Raw genomic sequence first — 15,096 nt, 5'->3', positions numbered from 1 at the left:
GGTGCACCGATCATGACCATGACCACCCCCGAGCAGAACGTCGGGGCCACCAGGGGTCTGCCGACCCTCGGTCCGGAGGGGACCCGCCTGCTGCGGCTCCTCGACGAGACCTTCGAGGGCTGGGGAGTGGCCGCGGGCGCCCGCACGATGACCATGCCCCCGCTGCTCCCGGCCGCCGACCTGGCCCGGCTCGACTACTACGACAACTTCCCCCACCAGGCCGTCGTCGCCGCCCCGCTCGACCTGGAGCGCCGCGCGACCACGCCCTTCGACACCGACACCGGCCGCTTTCCGACCGACGCGCTCGAACCCGCCGCGCTCGGACTGCCCTCGGCGTCCTGCTACGCCGTCTACCTCACCCACCAGGGCACCCAGGTCGCCGACGACACCCTCGTCACGATCTGCTCCTGGTGCTTCCGCAAGGAGACCCACTACGAGGGCATGCGGCGCCAGCTCGGCTTCCGCATGCGGGAGATCGTGGCCATCGGCGGGCAGCAGCACGCCGAGACCCACCTCGCGGACTTCACGGCCCGCATCCAGGCCTTCGCCGCCGCCCTCGACCTGCCCCTGCGCAGGGAGGCCGCCTGCGACCCCTTCTTCGACAAGGGGAGCTCCAAGGCGGTGCTCCAGCGGCTCACGCCGGTGAAGTACGAGTTCCTGTACGAGGACCTGGCGATCGCCTCGGTCAACACGCACCGGAACTTCTTCGGCGAGCGCTGCGACATCACGCTCGAGTCCACCGGCGGCCCCGCCTTCACCAGTTGCGTCGCCTTCGGTCTGGAGCGCTGGCTGTCCGCGCTGACCCGCCGGTACGGCAGCTGGGAGGGCGCCACCCAGGCGGTCCTCGACGCGAACGCCCGCATGCGGGCCGATGCGAGCCTCGCGGCCGGGCCGGTGATCTGACGTGCCGGCCCGTCCCGCCGCCCCGCCGGCGGGCGGCCTGGGGTGGGCGAACCTCGGCATGGACATCGTGTCCGTCAACCGTGTCCGCAGACTCCTCTCGCAGTACGGGGAGAAGTTCTTCGAGCGGATGCTCACCCCCGGCGAACTCGCCGACTGCCGCACCTCCTCCGGGCTCGACGTGCTGAGCCTGTGCGGACGCATCGCGGCGAAGGAAGCGGCCTTCAAGACGTTACGCGTCCGGGGCAGGTTCCTGCCCTGGCCGGACATCGTCGTACGCCGTTCCGAGGGCGGCTGGCCGCTGGTGGAGCTGCACGGTCCGGCCGCCGAGATGGCAGCCGAGTCCGGCATCTCCGAGATCACCGTGTCCATCAGCCACGACGTGGACTACGCGGTCGCGGTCGCCGCGCCGATCATCGCCCCCACCCCTTCCGTTTCCGTAACCAGCAGTAGCTAAAAGGAGAAGCATCATGGCCGACGGCCTGCAGACGGTGAAGAACTGGATCCTCGAGCGTCACCCCGAGCGTGACGACATCGCCTCCGATCTCGACCTGATCGAGAACCGGCTCATCGACTCGCTGTCCTTCGTCGAGTTCGTCTTCCTCCTGGAGCAGGAGAGCGGCACCGCCATCCAGATGGAGACCCTGGAGGTCGACTCCATCCGCACCCTCGGCGCCATCGAGCAGCACTTCTTCAAGACCCCGGCGGAGGTCCAGGCATGAGCCGCCGCCTCTTCACCTCGGAGTCCGTGACCGAGGGACACCCCGACAAGATCGCCGACCGGATCAGCGACACCATCCTCGACGCCCTGCTCGCCGAGGACCCGCACTCCCGGGTCGCCGTCGAGACCCTGATCACCACCGGTCAGGTCCACATCGCCGGCGAGGTCACCACCTCCGCGTACGCGCCGATAGCCCAGCTGGTGCGCGACGCCGTCCTCGACATCGGCTACGACTCCTCCGCGAAGGGCTTCGACGGCGCCTCCTGCGGCGTGTCGGTGTCCATCGGCGCCCAGTCCCCGGACATCGCCCAGGGCGTGGACACCGCTCACGAGGCGCGTGTCGAGGGCGCCGAGGACGAGCTCGCCTCCCAGGGCGCCGGCGACCAGGGCCTGATGTTCGGCTACGCCTGCGACGACACGGCCGAGCTGATGCCGCTGCCGATCGCCCTCGCGCACCGCCTGTCCCGGCGGCTCACCGAGGTCCGCAAGGACGGCACCGTGCCGTACCTGCGCCCGGACGGCAAGACGCAGGTCACCATCGAGTACGACGGGGACCGCCCGGTCCGCCTCGACACGGTCGTCGTCTCCTCGCAGCACGCGGCCGACATCTCCGTCGAGGGCCTGCTCACGCCCGACATCCGCGAGTACGTCGTCGAGCACGTCCTCAAGCAGCTCGTCGAGGAGGGCGTCAGCCTGGAGTCCGACGGCTACCGGCTCCTGGTCAACCCGACCGGGCGCTTCGAGGTCGGCGGCCCGATGGGCGACGCCGGACTCACCGGCCGGAAGATCATCATCGACACGTACGGCGGGATGGCCCGGCACGGTGGCGGCGCCTTCTCCGGCAAGGACCCGTCGAAGGTCGACCGCTCGGCGGCCTACGCCATGCGCTGGGTCGCGAAGAACGTCGTCGCGGCCGGCCTGGCCAAGCGCTGCGAGGTGCAGGTCGCGTACGCGATCGGCAAGGCGGAGCCCGTCGGCCTCTTCGTGGAGACCTTCGGCACCGGCACCCTCCCGGACGAGAGGATCCAGGAAGCGGTCAGCGCGGTCTTCGACCTGCGGCCGGCGGCGATCATCCGCGACCTGGACCTCAAGCGGCCGATCTACGCGGCGACCGCGGCGTACGGCCACTTCGGCCGCGAGCTCCCCGACTTCACCTGGGAGCGCACCGACCGCGTGGAGGCCCTGAAGAAGGCAGCGGGGGTCTGAGAAATGCGTATCGCTGTCACGGGATCCATCGCGACCGACCATCTGATGACCTTCCCCGGCTGGTTCAGCGAGCAGCTGCTCGCCGACCGGCTCGACCGGGTCTCCCTGTCGTTCCTCGCCGACAACCTGGAGGTCAGGCGCGGCGGAGTGGCAGCGAACATCGCCTTCGGACTCGGTGTCCTCGGCCTGCGGCCCGCCCTCGTGGGCGCGGTCGGCGCCGACTTCGAGCCGTACCGGGTCTGGCTGAAGGACCACGGTGTGGACACCGACTCGGTGCGCGTCAGCGAGTCGCTCCACACCGCCCGCTTCGTCTGTACCACCGACCGGGCCCAGAACCAGATCGCCACCTTCTACGCCGGGGCGATGGCCGAGGCGCGCGAGATCGACCTCCGCGAGGTCGCCGCGCGCACCGGCCGCCTGGAACTGGTCCTGGTCTCCCCGGACGACCCCGAGGCCATGCTCCGGCACACCCGCGCCTGCCGTGACCTGGGGATCCCCTTCGCCGCCGACCCGTCGCAGCAGCTGGCGCGGCTCGACGGGGAGCAGGTGCGGGAGCTGGTGGACGGGGCCCGGTTCCTGTTCACCAACGAGTACGAGACGGCCCTCCTCCTGGAGAAGTCCGGCTGGCCGGAGGCGGAGGTCCTGCGCCGCGTCGGCACCTGGGTCACCACCCACGGCGAGGCCGGCGTCCGCATCCGCGGCGAGGGCCGCGACCCGCTGGCCGTGCCGGCCGTGGAGGTCCCGGCGGTCGTCGACCCGACCGGCGTCGGCGACGCCTTCCGGGCCGGCTTCCTCGCGGGGACGCTGTGGGGCGTGCCCGAGCGGTGCGCGGCGCAGCTGGGCTGCGCGGTCGCGGCGACCGTCCTCGACTACGTGGGGACGCAGGAGTACCGGCTGCACCGGGACTCCCTCGTGGACCGGATCAGGACGACGTACGGCGTCGGCTGCACGGCGACGCTCGTCACCCATCTGAGGGGACTGACATGAGGCCGTCGCTCAGGGAGGAGTTCACGAAGAGGGTCGTCGTCGCCGACGGAGCCATGGGCACCATGCTCCAGGCCGCCGACCCGTCGATGGACGACTTCCGGCAGCTGGAGGGCTGCAACGAGATCCTCAACCTCACCCGCCCCGACATCGTCGCCTCCGTCCACGACGCCTACTTCTCCGTCGGCGTGGACTGCGTCGAGACCAACACCTTCGGGGCGAACCTCGCCGCGCTCGCCGAGTACGGCATCGAGAACCAGGTGTACGAGCTGTCCGAGGCCGGCGCCCGGATCGCCCGCGCCTCCGCCGACGCCCACACGGCCCTCGACGGCCGCCCCCGCTGGGTCCTCGGCTCCATGGGCCCCGGTACGAAACTGCCGACCCTGGGCCACGTCACGTACGAACCCCTCCGCGAGGCCTTCCAGCAGAACGCGGAGGGCCTGATCCGCGGCGGCGCCGACGCCCTGCTCATCGAGACCTCGCAGGACCTGCTCCAGACGAAGGCGGCCGTCATCGGCGCCCGCCGGGCCCTGGACTGGGTCGGCGTGGACCTGCCGCTCATCGTGCAGGTCACGGTCGAGACCACCGGCACGATGCTGCTCGGCTCGGAGATCGGGGCCGCGCTGACGGCCCTGGAGCCGCTCGGCATCGACATGATCGGCCTGAACTGCGCCACGGGCCCCGTGGAGATGGCCGAGCACCTGCGGCACCTCTCCCGGCACGCCCGCATCCCGATCTCGGTCATGCCGAACGCGGGCCTGCCGGTCCTCACCTCCGACGGCGCCCACTACCCGCTGTCCCCGGCCGAACTGGCCGACGCCCAGGAGCAGTTCGTACGGGAGTACGGGCCCGCCCTGGTCGGCGGCTGCTGCGGGACGACCCCCGCGCACCTGCGGGAGATCGTGGAGCGGGTGCGCGGCGCGGCCGTCCTCGACCGGCAGCCGGCCGTGGAACCGGGCGCGTCCTCCCTGTACAGCCACGTGCCGTTCCGCCAGGACACCTCGTACCTGGCGATCGGCGAGCGGACCAACGCCAACGGCTCGAAGAAGTTCCGCGAGGCCATGCTCGAAGGCCGCTGGGACGACTGCGTCGAGATGGCCCGCGACCAGATCCGCGAGGGCGCGCACATGCTCGACCTGTGCGTCGACTACGTGGGCCGGGACGGTGCCGCGGACATGGCGGAGCTCGCGGGCCGCTTCGCGACCGCCTCCACCCTGCCGATCGTCCTCGACTCCACCGAGGTCGGTGTCCTGCGCGCCGGCCTGGAGAAGCTCGGCGGCCGTGCCGTCATCAACTCGGTCAACTACGAGGACGGCGACGGCCCCGAATCGAGGTTCGCGCAGGTCACGGCGCTCGCCAAGGAGCACGGCGCCGCCCTGATGGCCCTCACGATCGACGAGGAGGGCCAGGCCAGGACGGTCGAGGCGAAGGTCGCGATCGCCGAGCGGCTCATCGAGGACCTCACGGAGAACTGGGGGATCAGGGAGTCCGACATCCTGATCGACACCCTCACCTTCACGATCTGCACGGGCCAGGAGGAGTCGCGGGGCGACGGCATCGCCACCATCGAGGCGATCCGCGAACTGAAGCGCCGCCACCCGGACGTCCAGACGACCCTGGGCCTGTCGAACATCTCCTTCGGCCTCAACCCGGCGGCCAGGATCGTCCTCAACTCGGTCTTCCTCGACGAGTGCGTGAAGGCGGGCCTGGACTCGGCGATCGTCCACGCGTCGAAGATCCTCCCGATCGCCCGTCTGGAGCCGGAGCAGGTCGAGGTCGCCCTCGACCTGATCTACGACCGCAGGCGGGAGGGGTACGACCCGCTCCAGCGCCTCCTGGAGCTCTTCGAGGGCGCCACGGCGAAGTCCCTCAAGGCCGGCAAGGCGGAGGAGCTCCTGGCCCTGCCGCTCGACGAGCGTCTCAAGCGGCGGATCGTCGACGGCGAGAAGAACGGCCTGGAGGCGGACCTCGACGAGGCACTGGGGGAGCGGCCGGCGCTGGAGATCGTCAACGACGTGCTCCTCGACGGCATGAAGACGGTCGGCGAGCTGTTCGGCTCCGGCCAGATGCAGCTGCCGTTCGTGCTCCAGTCCGCCGAGGTCATGAAGACGGCGGTGGCGTACCTGGAGCCGCACATGGAGAAGTCCGACGCGGAGGGCAAGGGCACGATCGTGCTCGCGACCGTCCGCGGGGACGTCCACGACATCGGCAAGAACCTCGTCGACATCATCCTCTCCAACAACGGCTACAACGTCGTCAACATCGGCATCAAGCAGCCGGTGTCGGCGATCCTGGAGGCGGCGGAGCAGCACCGGGCGGACGTCATCGGCATGTCCGGCCTCCTCGTGAAGTCCACGGTCATCATGAAGGAGAACCTGGAGGAGCTGAACGCCCGGGGACTGGCTTCGAAGTACCCGGTGATCCTGGGCGGGGCCGCCCTGACCAGGGCATACGTCGAACAGGACCTCCACGAGCTGTACGAGGGCGAGGTCCGCTACGCCCGGGACGCCTTCGAGGGCCTGCGGCTCATGGACGCACTCATGGGCGTCAAGCGCGGCGTCCCCGGAGCCGTACTGCCGGAATTGAAGCAGCGCCGGGTGCCGAAGCGCACCGAGCCGGTCCTGGAGGTCCGCGAGCCCGAGCCGGCCGGCCGCTCCGACGTCGCCACCGACAACCCCGTACCCGAACCCCCCTTCCTCGGGTCGAAGGTCGTCACCGGCATCCCCCTCGCCGAGTACGCCCCCTGGCTCGACGAGACCGCCCTCTTCAAGGGCCAGTGGGGACTCAAGGACGCCGCGACCATCGAGACGGAGGGCAGGCCGCGCCTGCGGGCCCTGCTCGACCGCATCGAGCGGGAGGACCTGGTCGAGGCGGCCGTCGTCCACGGCTGGTTCCCCTGTGTGTCCAAGGGCGACGACCTGATCGTCCTGGACGAGGACGGAGGCGAGCGGACCCGCTTCTCCTTCCCCCGCCAGCAGCGGGGCCGCCGCCTCTGCCTGGCCGACTTCCACCGCGCCGAGGACTCCGGCGAGGTCGACGTGGTCGCGCTCCAGGTCGTCACCGTCGGATCGAGGATCGGGGAGGAGACGGCCCGGCTCTTCGCCGCCGACGCCTACCGCGACTACCTCGAACTCCACGGCCTGTCCGTGCAGTTGGCGGAAGCGCTGGCCGAGTACTGGCACGCGCGCGTCCGCGCCGACTGGGGCATCGCCGGCGCTTCGGAACCCACCGGCCTCGACGGGATGCTGCGCACCGAGTACCAGGGCTGCCGCTACTCCCTCGGCTACCCGGCCTGCCCCGACCTGGAGGACCGGGCGAAGATCGCCGATCTGCTCCGGCCGGAGCGGATCGGGGTCGTGCTGTCGGAGGAGTACCAGCTGCACCCCGAGCAGTCGACGGACGCGATCGTCGTCCACCACCCGGAGGCGAGCTACTTCAACGCGGGAGGCCGACGCCTGTGAACCCCGAATCCCCCACGTACTCCTTCGAGTTCTTCCCGCCGAAGACCGACAGGGGCGAGCAGACCCTCTGGGACGCGATCCGCCGCGTCGAGGCCCTCCGGCCGGACTTCGTCTCCGTGACGTACGGCGCGGGCGGATCGTCCCGCGACCGGACCATCGACGTCACGAAGCGGATCGTCACCGAGACCACCCTGCGGCCCGTCGCCCATCTGACCGCCGTCGGGCACTCGGTCGCCGAGCTGCGGGCCATCATCGGCGCCTACGCGGACGCCGGCGTCCGGGACGTGCTCGTCCTGCGCGGCGACCCGCCGGGCGACCCGCGCGGCGCGTGGACCCCGCACCCGCAGGGCTTCACGTACGCGAGCGAGCTGGTCGAACTGGTCCGCTCGCTGGGCGAGTTCAGGATCGGCGTGGCGGCGTTCCCGGAGGGGCATCCCCGCTCCTTCGACGCCGGGAGCGACCTCGCGCACTTCGTCGCCAAGTGCCGTGCGGGCGCCGACTACGCCATCACGCAGATGTTCTTCGACCCCGAGGACTACCTGCGGCTGCGGGACCGGGTCGCCGCCGCCGGCTGCGACACCCCGATCATCCCGGAGATCATGCCGGCCACCGACGTACGCCAGATCCGCCGCTTCGCCGAGCTGTCGGACGCGGCCTTCCCCGAGGACCTGGCGCACCGCCTGGAGGCGGCGAAGGACGACCCGGCCGCCGCGTACCGCATCGGCGTCGAGCACGCCACGCAGATGGGACTGCGGCTGCTCGACGAGGGCGCGCCGGGCCTGCACTACATCACGCTCAACAAGTCGACGGCGGCCCTGGAAATCCACCGAACCATCCTCAGCGCAAGGAGAGTCGCAGCTCATGTCTGACGTCACCGACACCGTGTTTTCCGACTACAAGGTCGCCGACATCAGCCTGGCCGAGTTCGGCCGCAAGGAGATCACCCTCGCCGAGCACGAGATGCCCGGTCTGATGGCGATCCGCCGGGAGTACGCGGAGACGCAGCCGCTGGCCGGCGCCCGGATCACCGGCTCGCTGCACATGACGGTGCAGACGGCGGTCCTCATCGAGACCCTGGTCGCGCTCGGCGCCGAGGTCCGCTGGGTGTCCTGCAACATCTACTCGACGCAGGACCACGCGGCCGCCGCGATCGCCGCCGCCGGGATCCCGGTCTTCGCCTGGAAGGGCGAGACGCTGGAGGAGTACTGGTGGTGCACGGAGCAGGCGCTGACCTGGCCGGGCGCCGACGGTCCGAACATGATCCTGGACGACGGCGGCGACGCGACGCTCCTCGTCCACAAGGGGGTGGAGTACCAGAAGACGGGCGCCCTGCCGGAGGCCTCGAACGAGGAGCTCGCGGTCGTCCGCGCCCTCCTGGAGAAGACCGCCCTGGACTGGTCGACGATCGCCGCCGGCATCCGCGGCGTCACGGAGGAGACCACGACGGGCGTCCACCGCCTGTACGAGATGCACCGCGAGGGCGAGCTCCTCTTCCCGGCGATCAACGTGAACGACGCCGTGACGAAGTCGAAGTTCGACAACAAGTACGGCTGCCGGCACTCCCTCGTCGACGGCATCAACCGCGCCACCGACGTCCTCATCGGCGGCAAGACGGCCGTCGTCTGCGGCTACGGCGACGTCGGCAAGGGCTCGGCGGAGTCGCTGCGCGGCCAGGGCGCCCGCGTGATCGTCACCGAGATCGACCCGATCTGCGCGCTCCAGGCGGCCATGGACGGCTACCAGGTCGCCACCCTGGAGGACGTGGTGGAGACGGCCGACATCTTCATCACCACGACCGGCAACAAGGACATCATCATGGCGTCCGACATCGCCCGCATGAAGCACCAGGCGATCGTCGGCAACATCGGCCACTTCGACAACGAGATCGACATGGCGGGTCTCGCGCAGATCCCCGGGATCGTGAAGGACGAGGTCAAGCCGCAGGTCCACACCTGGACGTTCCCCGACGGCAAGGTCGTCATCGTCCTGTCCGAGGGCCGTCTCCTGAACCTCGGCAACGCGACCGGTCACCCGTCCTTCGTGATGTCGAACTCGTTCGCGGACCAGACGCTGGCCCAGATCGAGCTGTTCACGAAGACGGAGCAGTACCCGACCGACGTGTACGTCCTCCCGAAGCACCTGGACGAGAAGGTCGCCCGCCTCCACCTCGACGCGCTGGGCGTCCGCCTGACGACGCTCCGCCCCGAGCAGGCTTCGTACATCGGGGTCCCGGTGGAGGGACCGTACAAGCCCGACCACTACCGCTACTGATGATGTGTACGGAACGTGACCCCTGGCTCCCCGACCGGCTCCTCCGTACGGAACGGGACCTGCTGATGCCGCTCCTCCGGCGCACACCGGAGGAGGCGTACGAGCTCCGCACCGCCTGCCCCGGCTGGACCGCCCGGCAGGTCCTCGCCCACTGCGGGGCGGCGCTCGTCCGGATCGTCGAGGACCGCCTGGAGGAAGGCGTGTTCCTGCCGGAGGCGAACGCCTGCGACGTGGCGGACCGGGAGGACTGGCCGCTCGACCGGATCCTCGACGAACTGGAACGCGGCCTCACGGAGGCGGGCCCGGTCATCGCGGCCCGGGAGGACGGCCGCCTGGACGCGGTCGCCCTCGGCGAGTGGGTCCACGCCGGGGACGTACGGGAGGCCTTCGGCGAGCCCGGCGCGTACTGCGGCGAGGCGCTGGACCTGGCGCTCCCGCTGCTCTCGATGACGAGCCGCCGGCGGGAGACGCCGCGTCTGATCGGAGACCTGGCGGACCGCTCCGGCCGTCGGGTCTCCCTCGGCAACGAGATCGAGGGCAGGCCGGCGGCGCGCTTCATCGGCGACGCGGCGACCCTGATCCGCATCTACGCGGGCCGCCCCCTGGTCCGCACGCGCTACGCCCTCACGGGCGCGACGGAACAAGAACTCCTCATCTACCGCTGACCGGCCGCGCCCGCGCCTGGTGGGCCTGCGCTCCGCCCGTGTGGGCAATCGTCCCGCAGGGCGGGACGGGTGGGCACACGGGACGGCGCCCTCTAGCGGCGCCTCCGCGTTCCGCGCCTGGACCCGTACCGGGTGTGCGCCGCCGCTGGGGTGCGGGTCAGGGCGCATGAGCCTCTGGCGCCGGCAGGGCGCGGGTCCGTTGTGCCCACCCGTTCCGCCCCTGCGGAACGTATGCCCACAACGGGGTGCGGCGAGGGCGCGGCGACGGCGCGGTCACAGACGAAGGGAAGACCATGTCCACGCTCGACCGGCTCCTCCGTACGCACGTCGAGGCCACGCCCGACACCCCCGCCGTGGCCTTCGGCCAGGACACGCGGACCTTCCGCGAGCTCCACGACGACGCCGCCGCCCTCGCCACCCACCTCCACGCGCGAGGCGCCCGCGCAGACGACCGCGTGGGCGTGCTCGTCGAGCCGAGCCTCGACCTGATGACCGGCGTCTGGGGCGTCGTCCTCGCCGGCGCCGCGTACGTGCCCCTCTCCCCGGAGTACCCCGAGGAGCGGCTGCGCTACATGATCGAGGACAGCGGCGCGAGGATCGTCCTGACCCAGGACCGCTTCCGGGACCGCGCCGAGGAGCTCGCCCCGCCCGGCACGACGGTCGTCGTCATCGGGGACGTACCGCAGGAGCGGGAAACGGCCCCGCTCCCGGCCCCCGCCCCCGGCGACCTCGCCTACGTCATCTACACCTCCGGCTCCACCGGCAAGCCCAAGGGCGTCATGGTCGAGCACCGTTCGATCGTGTCGCAGATGCGCTGGATGGCGGCGGAGCACCGTCTCGGCCCGGACGCCGTCGTCCTCCAGAAGACCCCGATGAGCTTCGACGCCGCGCAGTGGGAGATCCTCGCGCCGGCGGTCGGCGCACGCGTCGCCGTCGGCCCGCCCGGCGTCTACCGCGACCCCGACGGCCTGATCGACGCGATCCGCACGCACGGCGCGACGATGCTCCAGGGCGTGCCGACCCTCCTCCAGGCCCTCGTGGACACGGAGCGCCTCGGCACCTGCACCACCCTCGAACGGGTCTACTCGGGCGGCGAGATCCTCTCCAGGAACCTCGCCGCACAGCTCCTCGCCGAGCTCCCGGCCGCCGACCTGATCAACCTCTACGGCCCCACCGAGTGCACGATCAACGCCTCCTCCCACACGGTGGACCGGGCGACGCTCGCGGACGCCCCGGCCGCGATACCCATCGGCAGACCGGCCCACGGCACGACCTTCCACATACGCGACGGCGAGCTGTGCATCGGCGGGATCCAGGTGGCGCGGGGGTACCTGGACCGTCCCGAGCTGACCGCCGAGAAGTTCCTCACCACGGACACCGGCGAGCGCCTCTACCGCACGGGCGACCTGGCGCACTGGAACGAGGACGGCACGGTCCAGTTCGCGGGCCGCGCGGACAACCAGATCAAGTTACGCGGCTTCCGCGTCGAGCTGGACGAGATCGCGCTCGCCATCGAGAACCACGACTGGGTCAAGAACGCGGCGGTCATCGTCAAGGACGAGCCCCGCACCGGCTTCCAGAACCTCGTCGCCTGCGTGGAGCTGTCGCCGAAGGAGGCGGCCCTGATGGACCAGGGCAACCACGGCGCCCACCACCAGTCGAAGGAGTCGAAGCTCCAGGTCAAGGCCCAGCTGTCCAACGCCGGCACCCGCGAGGACGCCGAGCTCGCGGGCTGCCCGGTGGTGCAGCTGCCGGGCGGGACGCCGACGGAGCGGATGCGGCGCACGGTCTTCGCCCGCAAGACGTACCGCTTCTACGAGGGCGGCGAGGTCACCCGCGCCGACGTCCTCGCGGCCCTGTCCCGTCGCCCGGAGGGCATCGGCTCCCGGCGGGTCGGCAGCCTCACCGCCGCCGACCTCGGCGAACTCCTGCGCTGGTTCGGCCAGTTCGGCAGCGACGAGCGGCTCCTCCCGAAGTACGGCTACGCCTCCCCGGGCGCGCTGTACGCGACGCAGCTGTACGTGGAGGCGCGCGGCGTCGCGGGCCTGGACCCGGGCACGTACTACTACCACCCGGTCCGCCACCGCCTGTACCTGACGGAGGCGCTCCCGGACGCCGCCGAACCGTCCCTGCGCCTCGCCTTCCGGGGGAAGCGCGAGGCGATCGAGCCGGTCTACAAGAACAACATCCAGGAGGTCCTGGAGATCGAGACGGGCCACATGGTGGGCCTCTTCGAGGAGGTCCTGCCGGGCTACGGCCTGGACGTCAGGCCGTGCCCCGGGGACGGGCTCTGGGAGGTCGTCCCGTACGACGAGGGGACGCGGAACGACCCCGAGGCGGACGTCTACGTCCAGGCCCACGGCACCCTCGTCCCGGACCTCCCAGAGGCCCAGTACGCCTACGAGGACGGCGAGTTGCGCGCGATCTCGCCCTCCCTCGTCGAGAAGAAGCACGTCATCGCCATCAACCAGGCGGTGTACGAGCGGGCCTCGCTCGGCGTCGCCGTCGTCAGCCGGACGGCGGACGCGGACCGGGCGTACGTCGACCTCGGCCGGGTGCTCCAGCGTCTCCAACTGGGCGGCCACGGACTCGGGTTCATGTCCTCCGGCTACAGCTCCAAGTCCGGCCACCCGCTTCCCGCGGCCCGTCGCCTGGACGAGATCCTGACGGCGGCGGGCCGGGCGACCGGCCCCTCGTACTTCTTCGTCGGCGGCCGGGTCAGCGAGGAGCAGCGGCTGAGCGAGGGGATGTACGAGGACACGGTCCACATGAAGGGCCCGGCGGAGATGATCCGCGACGACCTCGTGCACCACCTGCCGGACTACATGATCCCGAACAGGGTCGTGGTCCTGGACCGGCTGCCGCTGTCGGCGAACGGCAAGGTGGACACGAAGGCGCTCGCCGACCTCGCCGTGGTCAACGCGGGCCTGCACGGCCGCCCGCACGTCCCGCCCCGTACGCGCACGGAGAGCAGGCTCGCGGAGATCTGGGCGGCGGCCCTCAAGTACGAGGAGGTCGAGGCGGTCTCCGTCCTGGACGACTTCTTCGAGTCGGGCGGCAACTCGCTGATCGCGGTCGCGCTGGTCACGCGGATCAACCGCGCGTTCGGGGCCTCGCTCCCGCTCCAGGTGCTCTTCGAGCGGCCGACGATCGAGAAGCTCGCGCACCAGCTGGACGGCGCCGCCGCGACCCCCGCCTCCCGTCTCGTACGGCTGCACGCGGCCGGCGCGCAGTCGCCGGTGTACTGCTGGCCGGGGCTCGGCGGCTACACGATGAACCTGCGGCACCTGGCCGAGGAGGTCGGGATCGACCGGCCGTTCTACGGGGTGCAGGCGCACGGCATCAACCGGGGCGAGGAGCCGTACGCCACGATCCGCGAGATGGCCGCGGCGGACGTGGCGGCGATCCGCCGCCGCCAGCCCACCGGCCCGTACACCCTGTGGGGCTACTCCTTCGGTGCCCGCGTCGCCTTCGAGTCGGCGCACCTCCTGGAGGCGGCGGGGGAGCAGGTGGAGAACCTCTTCCTGATCGCCCCGGGCTCGCCGAAGGTCCGCTCCTCGGAGACGGGCGGGGCGACGTACGACAATCCGGCGTTCGTGACGATCCTGTACTCGGTCTTCGCGGGCGCGATCGACGCGAGCGTGCGGGCGGCGGACCGCCGGAGCTTCGTCGCGTACGTGGCGGAGAACTTCCCGGCCCTCGACCCGGACCTGATCGACCGGATCGTCGCGATCGTCGAGGAGACCTTCGAGTTCACGTACACCTTCCGGGAGTTGACGGAGCGGCAGGTGAAGTGCCCCGTGACCCTCTTCAAGGCGGAGGGCGACGACTACTCCTTCCTGGAGCAGGCCACGGGCTGGTCGAGCCGCCCGCCGGCGGTCGTGGAGCTCGACGCCGACCACTACAGCCTGCTCCGGCAACCCGACCTGACGGAACTCGTCAAGAAGATCCGCTACCGCCTGGGGCTGTAGCACTGTCCCCCGGGGCGGGGGGCTTCGAATGGAGGATGGCCCGGGCCTGTTCGGCGGCCCGGGCCGTGTTCTCCGCGACGAAGTCGAGGAAGCGGGCGACGCTCTCCAGGCGGTGGCCGGCCGGGGTGTCGGAGCCGAAGACGGTGACGCCCTCCCGCGCGGTCTCGACGATCTGGGCGAGGGACCGGGCGGACGCCATCATCGACTGGAACCAGACGTCGTCGTCGACGGTGTAGCGCTCGCGGCGGCGCTCGTCGCGCTCCCGGCGGATGAGGTCCTGGCTGTCCAGGAACGTGACCGCCTTGGAGATGGACGCCGGGCTGACCTGGAGGCGGTCGGCGAGTTCGGACGCGGTGAGGCTGCCCGCGTCGGCGAGGGTCAGGGCGGCCATGACGCGGGCCGTCATCTTCGGCATGCCCGAGGCCATCATGACGGTCGTGAACGTCTCCTCGTACGCGCGCACGGCCTCGGCGTCACGCCCATGTGCCTGCGGGGCGGCGGAGGTTCCGCGGGGCGCGGCCGGCTTGCGGCGGTGGGCGCGCTGCTCGGTGGCGCGGTGGGCGAGGTCGGCGCGGTAGCCGGCGGGGCCGCCGTTGCGCATGACCTCGCGGGTGATGGTCGAGGTCGGACGGTCGAGGCGGCGGGCGATCTCCGCGTACGCCAGCCCGTCGGCGAGCCCGAGGGCGATCTGCTGGCGTTCGGGCTGGGTGAGTCTGCCTCCCGGCATCGCGGTCTCCTTCGTCGTCCGTGGCGCGCGTCGCCCGTGGTGGGCCCAGCATAGCGTTCACTTCCAGTCCATTGCAACGCAATGGATGCGTGACGTTGCATTAGTTCCAGAACCATTGCAATGAAATCTGGTAACTGACCTGCGAAGACACTGTTTTCACGCAATGAAGTGCTTGCCGAACCTTCGAACG

Annotated in this window: 11 protein-coding genes; 10 read left to right on the top strand and 1 reads right to left on the bottom strand. The window is 71.1% G+C overall.

Annotated features, from left to right (window positions below):
* Positions 1 to 12: 12 nt before the first annotated feature.
* The 10 genes from GGE06_RS35690 to GGE06_RS35645 all read left to right on the top strand — a co-directional run bounded on the left by GGE06_RS35690 (position 13) and on the right by GGE06_RS35645 (position 14,179).
* Positions 13 to 903 carry a class-II aminoacyl-tRNA synthetase family protein gene (locus tag GGE06_RS35690; RefSeq protein ID WP_116159641.1) on the top strand — a complete coding sequence of 297 codons (891 nt, stop codon included), beginning with the start codon at positions 13 to 15 and terminating at the stop codon, positions 901 to 903.
* Between the two features lies 1 nt (position 904).
* Positions 905 to 1,357, top strand: a complete 453-nt coding sequence (gene acpS / locus GGE06_RS35685) for a holo-ACP synthase (RefSeq protein ID WP_116159640.1) — start codon at positions 905 to 907, stop codon at positions 1,355 to 1,357.
* A 13-nt stretch (positions 1,358 to 1,370) separates the two neighbouring features.
* On the top strand, positions 1,371 to 1,622 hold the full coding sequence (locus tag GGE06_RS35680) for a phosphopantetheine-binding protein (RefSeq protein ID WP_116159639.1): 252 nt from the start codon (positions 1,371 to 1,373) through the stop codon (positions 1,620 to 1,622).
* Positions 1,619 to 2,827 carry a methionine adenosyltransferase gene (metK, locus tag GGE06_RS35675; protein WP_116159638.1) on the top strand — a complete coding sequence of 403 codons (1,209 nt, stop codon included), beginning with the start codon at positions 1,619 to 1,621 and terminating at the stop codon, positions 2,825 to 2,827. Before GGE06_RS35680 ends, metK begins: the two co-directional genes overlap by 4 nt.
* A gap of 3 nt (positions 2,828 to 2,830) precedes the next feature.
* On the top strand, positions 2,831 to 3,814 hold the full coding sequence (locus GGE06_RS35670) for a carbohydrate kinase family protein (protein ID WP_116159637.1): 984 nt from the start codon (positions 2,831 to 2,833) through the stop codon (positions 3,812 to 3,814).
* The gene (gene metH / locus GGE06_RS35665) at positions 3,811 to 7,272 is read left to right on the top strand and encodes a methionine synthase (RefSeq protein ID WP_184932724.1); all 3,462 of its coding nucleotides are present in this window, start codon (positions 3,811 to 3,813) and stop codon (positions 7,270 to 7,272) included. Before GGE06_RS35670 ends, metH begins: the two co-directional genes overlap by 4 nt.
* The gene (gene metF, locus GGE06_RS35660) at positions 7,269 to 8,141 is read left to right on the top strand and encodes a methylenetetrahydrofolate reductase [NAD(P)H] (protein WP_116159635.1); all 873 of its coding nucleotides are present in this window, start codon (positions 7,269 to 7,271) and stop codon (positions 8,139 to 8,141) included. The genes metH and metF overlap by 4 nt, the downstream gene beginning before the upstream one ends.
* Entirely contained in the window at positions 8,134 to 9,543 is a 1,410-nt protein-coding gene (gene ahcY, locus GGE06_RS35655) for an adenosylhomocysteinase (RefSeq protein ID WP_116159634.1), read from the top strand. Before metF ends, ahcY begins: the two co-directional genes overlap by 8 nt.
* Positions 9,544 to 9,545: 2 nt before the next feature.
* A complete protein-coding gene (locus GGE06_RS35650; RefSeq protein WP_116165390.1) occupies positions 9,546 to 10,208 on the top strand; it encodes a maleylpyruvate isomerase family mycothiol-dependent enzyme in 663 nt (220 codons plus the stop codon).
* Positions 10,209 to 10,501: 293 nt separating this feature from the next.
* A complete protein-coding gene (locus GGE06_RS35645) occupies positions 10,502 to 14,179 on the top strand; it encodes a non-ribosomal peptide synthetase family protein (protein ID WP_184932723.1) in 3,678 nt (1,225 codons plus the stop codon).
* On the opposite strand, the gene GGE06_RS35640 is transcribed toward GGE06_RS35645, so the two are convergent.
* Complete coding sequence (locus GGE06_RS35640) at positions 14,148 to 14,906, bottom strand: GbsR/MarR family transcriptional regulator (RefSeq protein ID WP_116159632.1); 759 nt, start codon at positions 14,904 to 14,906, stop codon at positions 14,148 to 14,150. The two genes, GGE06_RS35645 and GGE06_RS35640, sit on opposite strands and share 32 nt — an antisense overlap.
* Positions 14,907 to 15,096: the final 190 nt, after the last annotated feature.

The organism is Streptomyces nymphaeiformis, from assembly GCF_014203895.1.
GTDB lineage: Bacteria > Actinomycetota > Actinomycetes > Streptomycetales > Streptomycetaceae > Streptomyces > Streptomyces nymphaeiformis.
The sequence above is the reverse complement of the archived record's forward strand: the minus strand, read 5'-3'. Positions and strand labels throughout refer to the sequence as shown.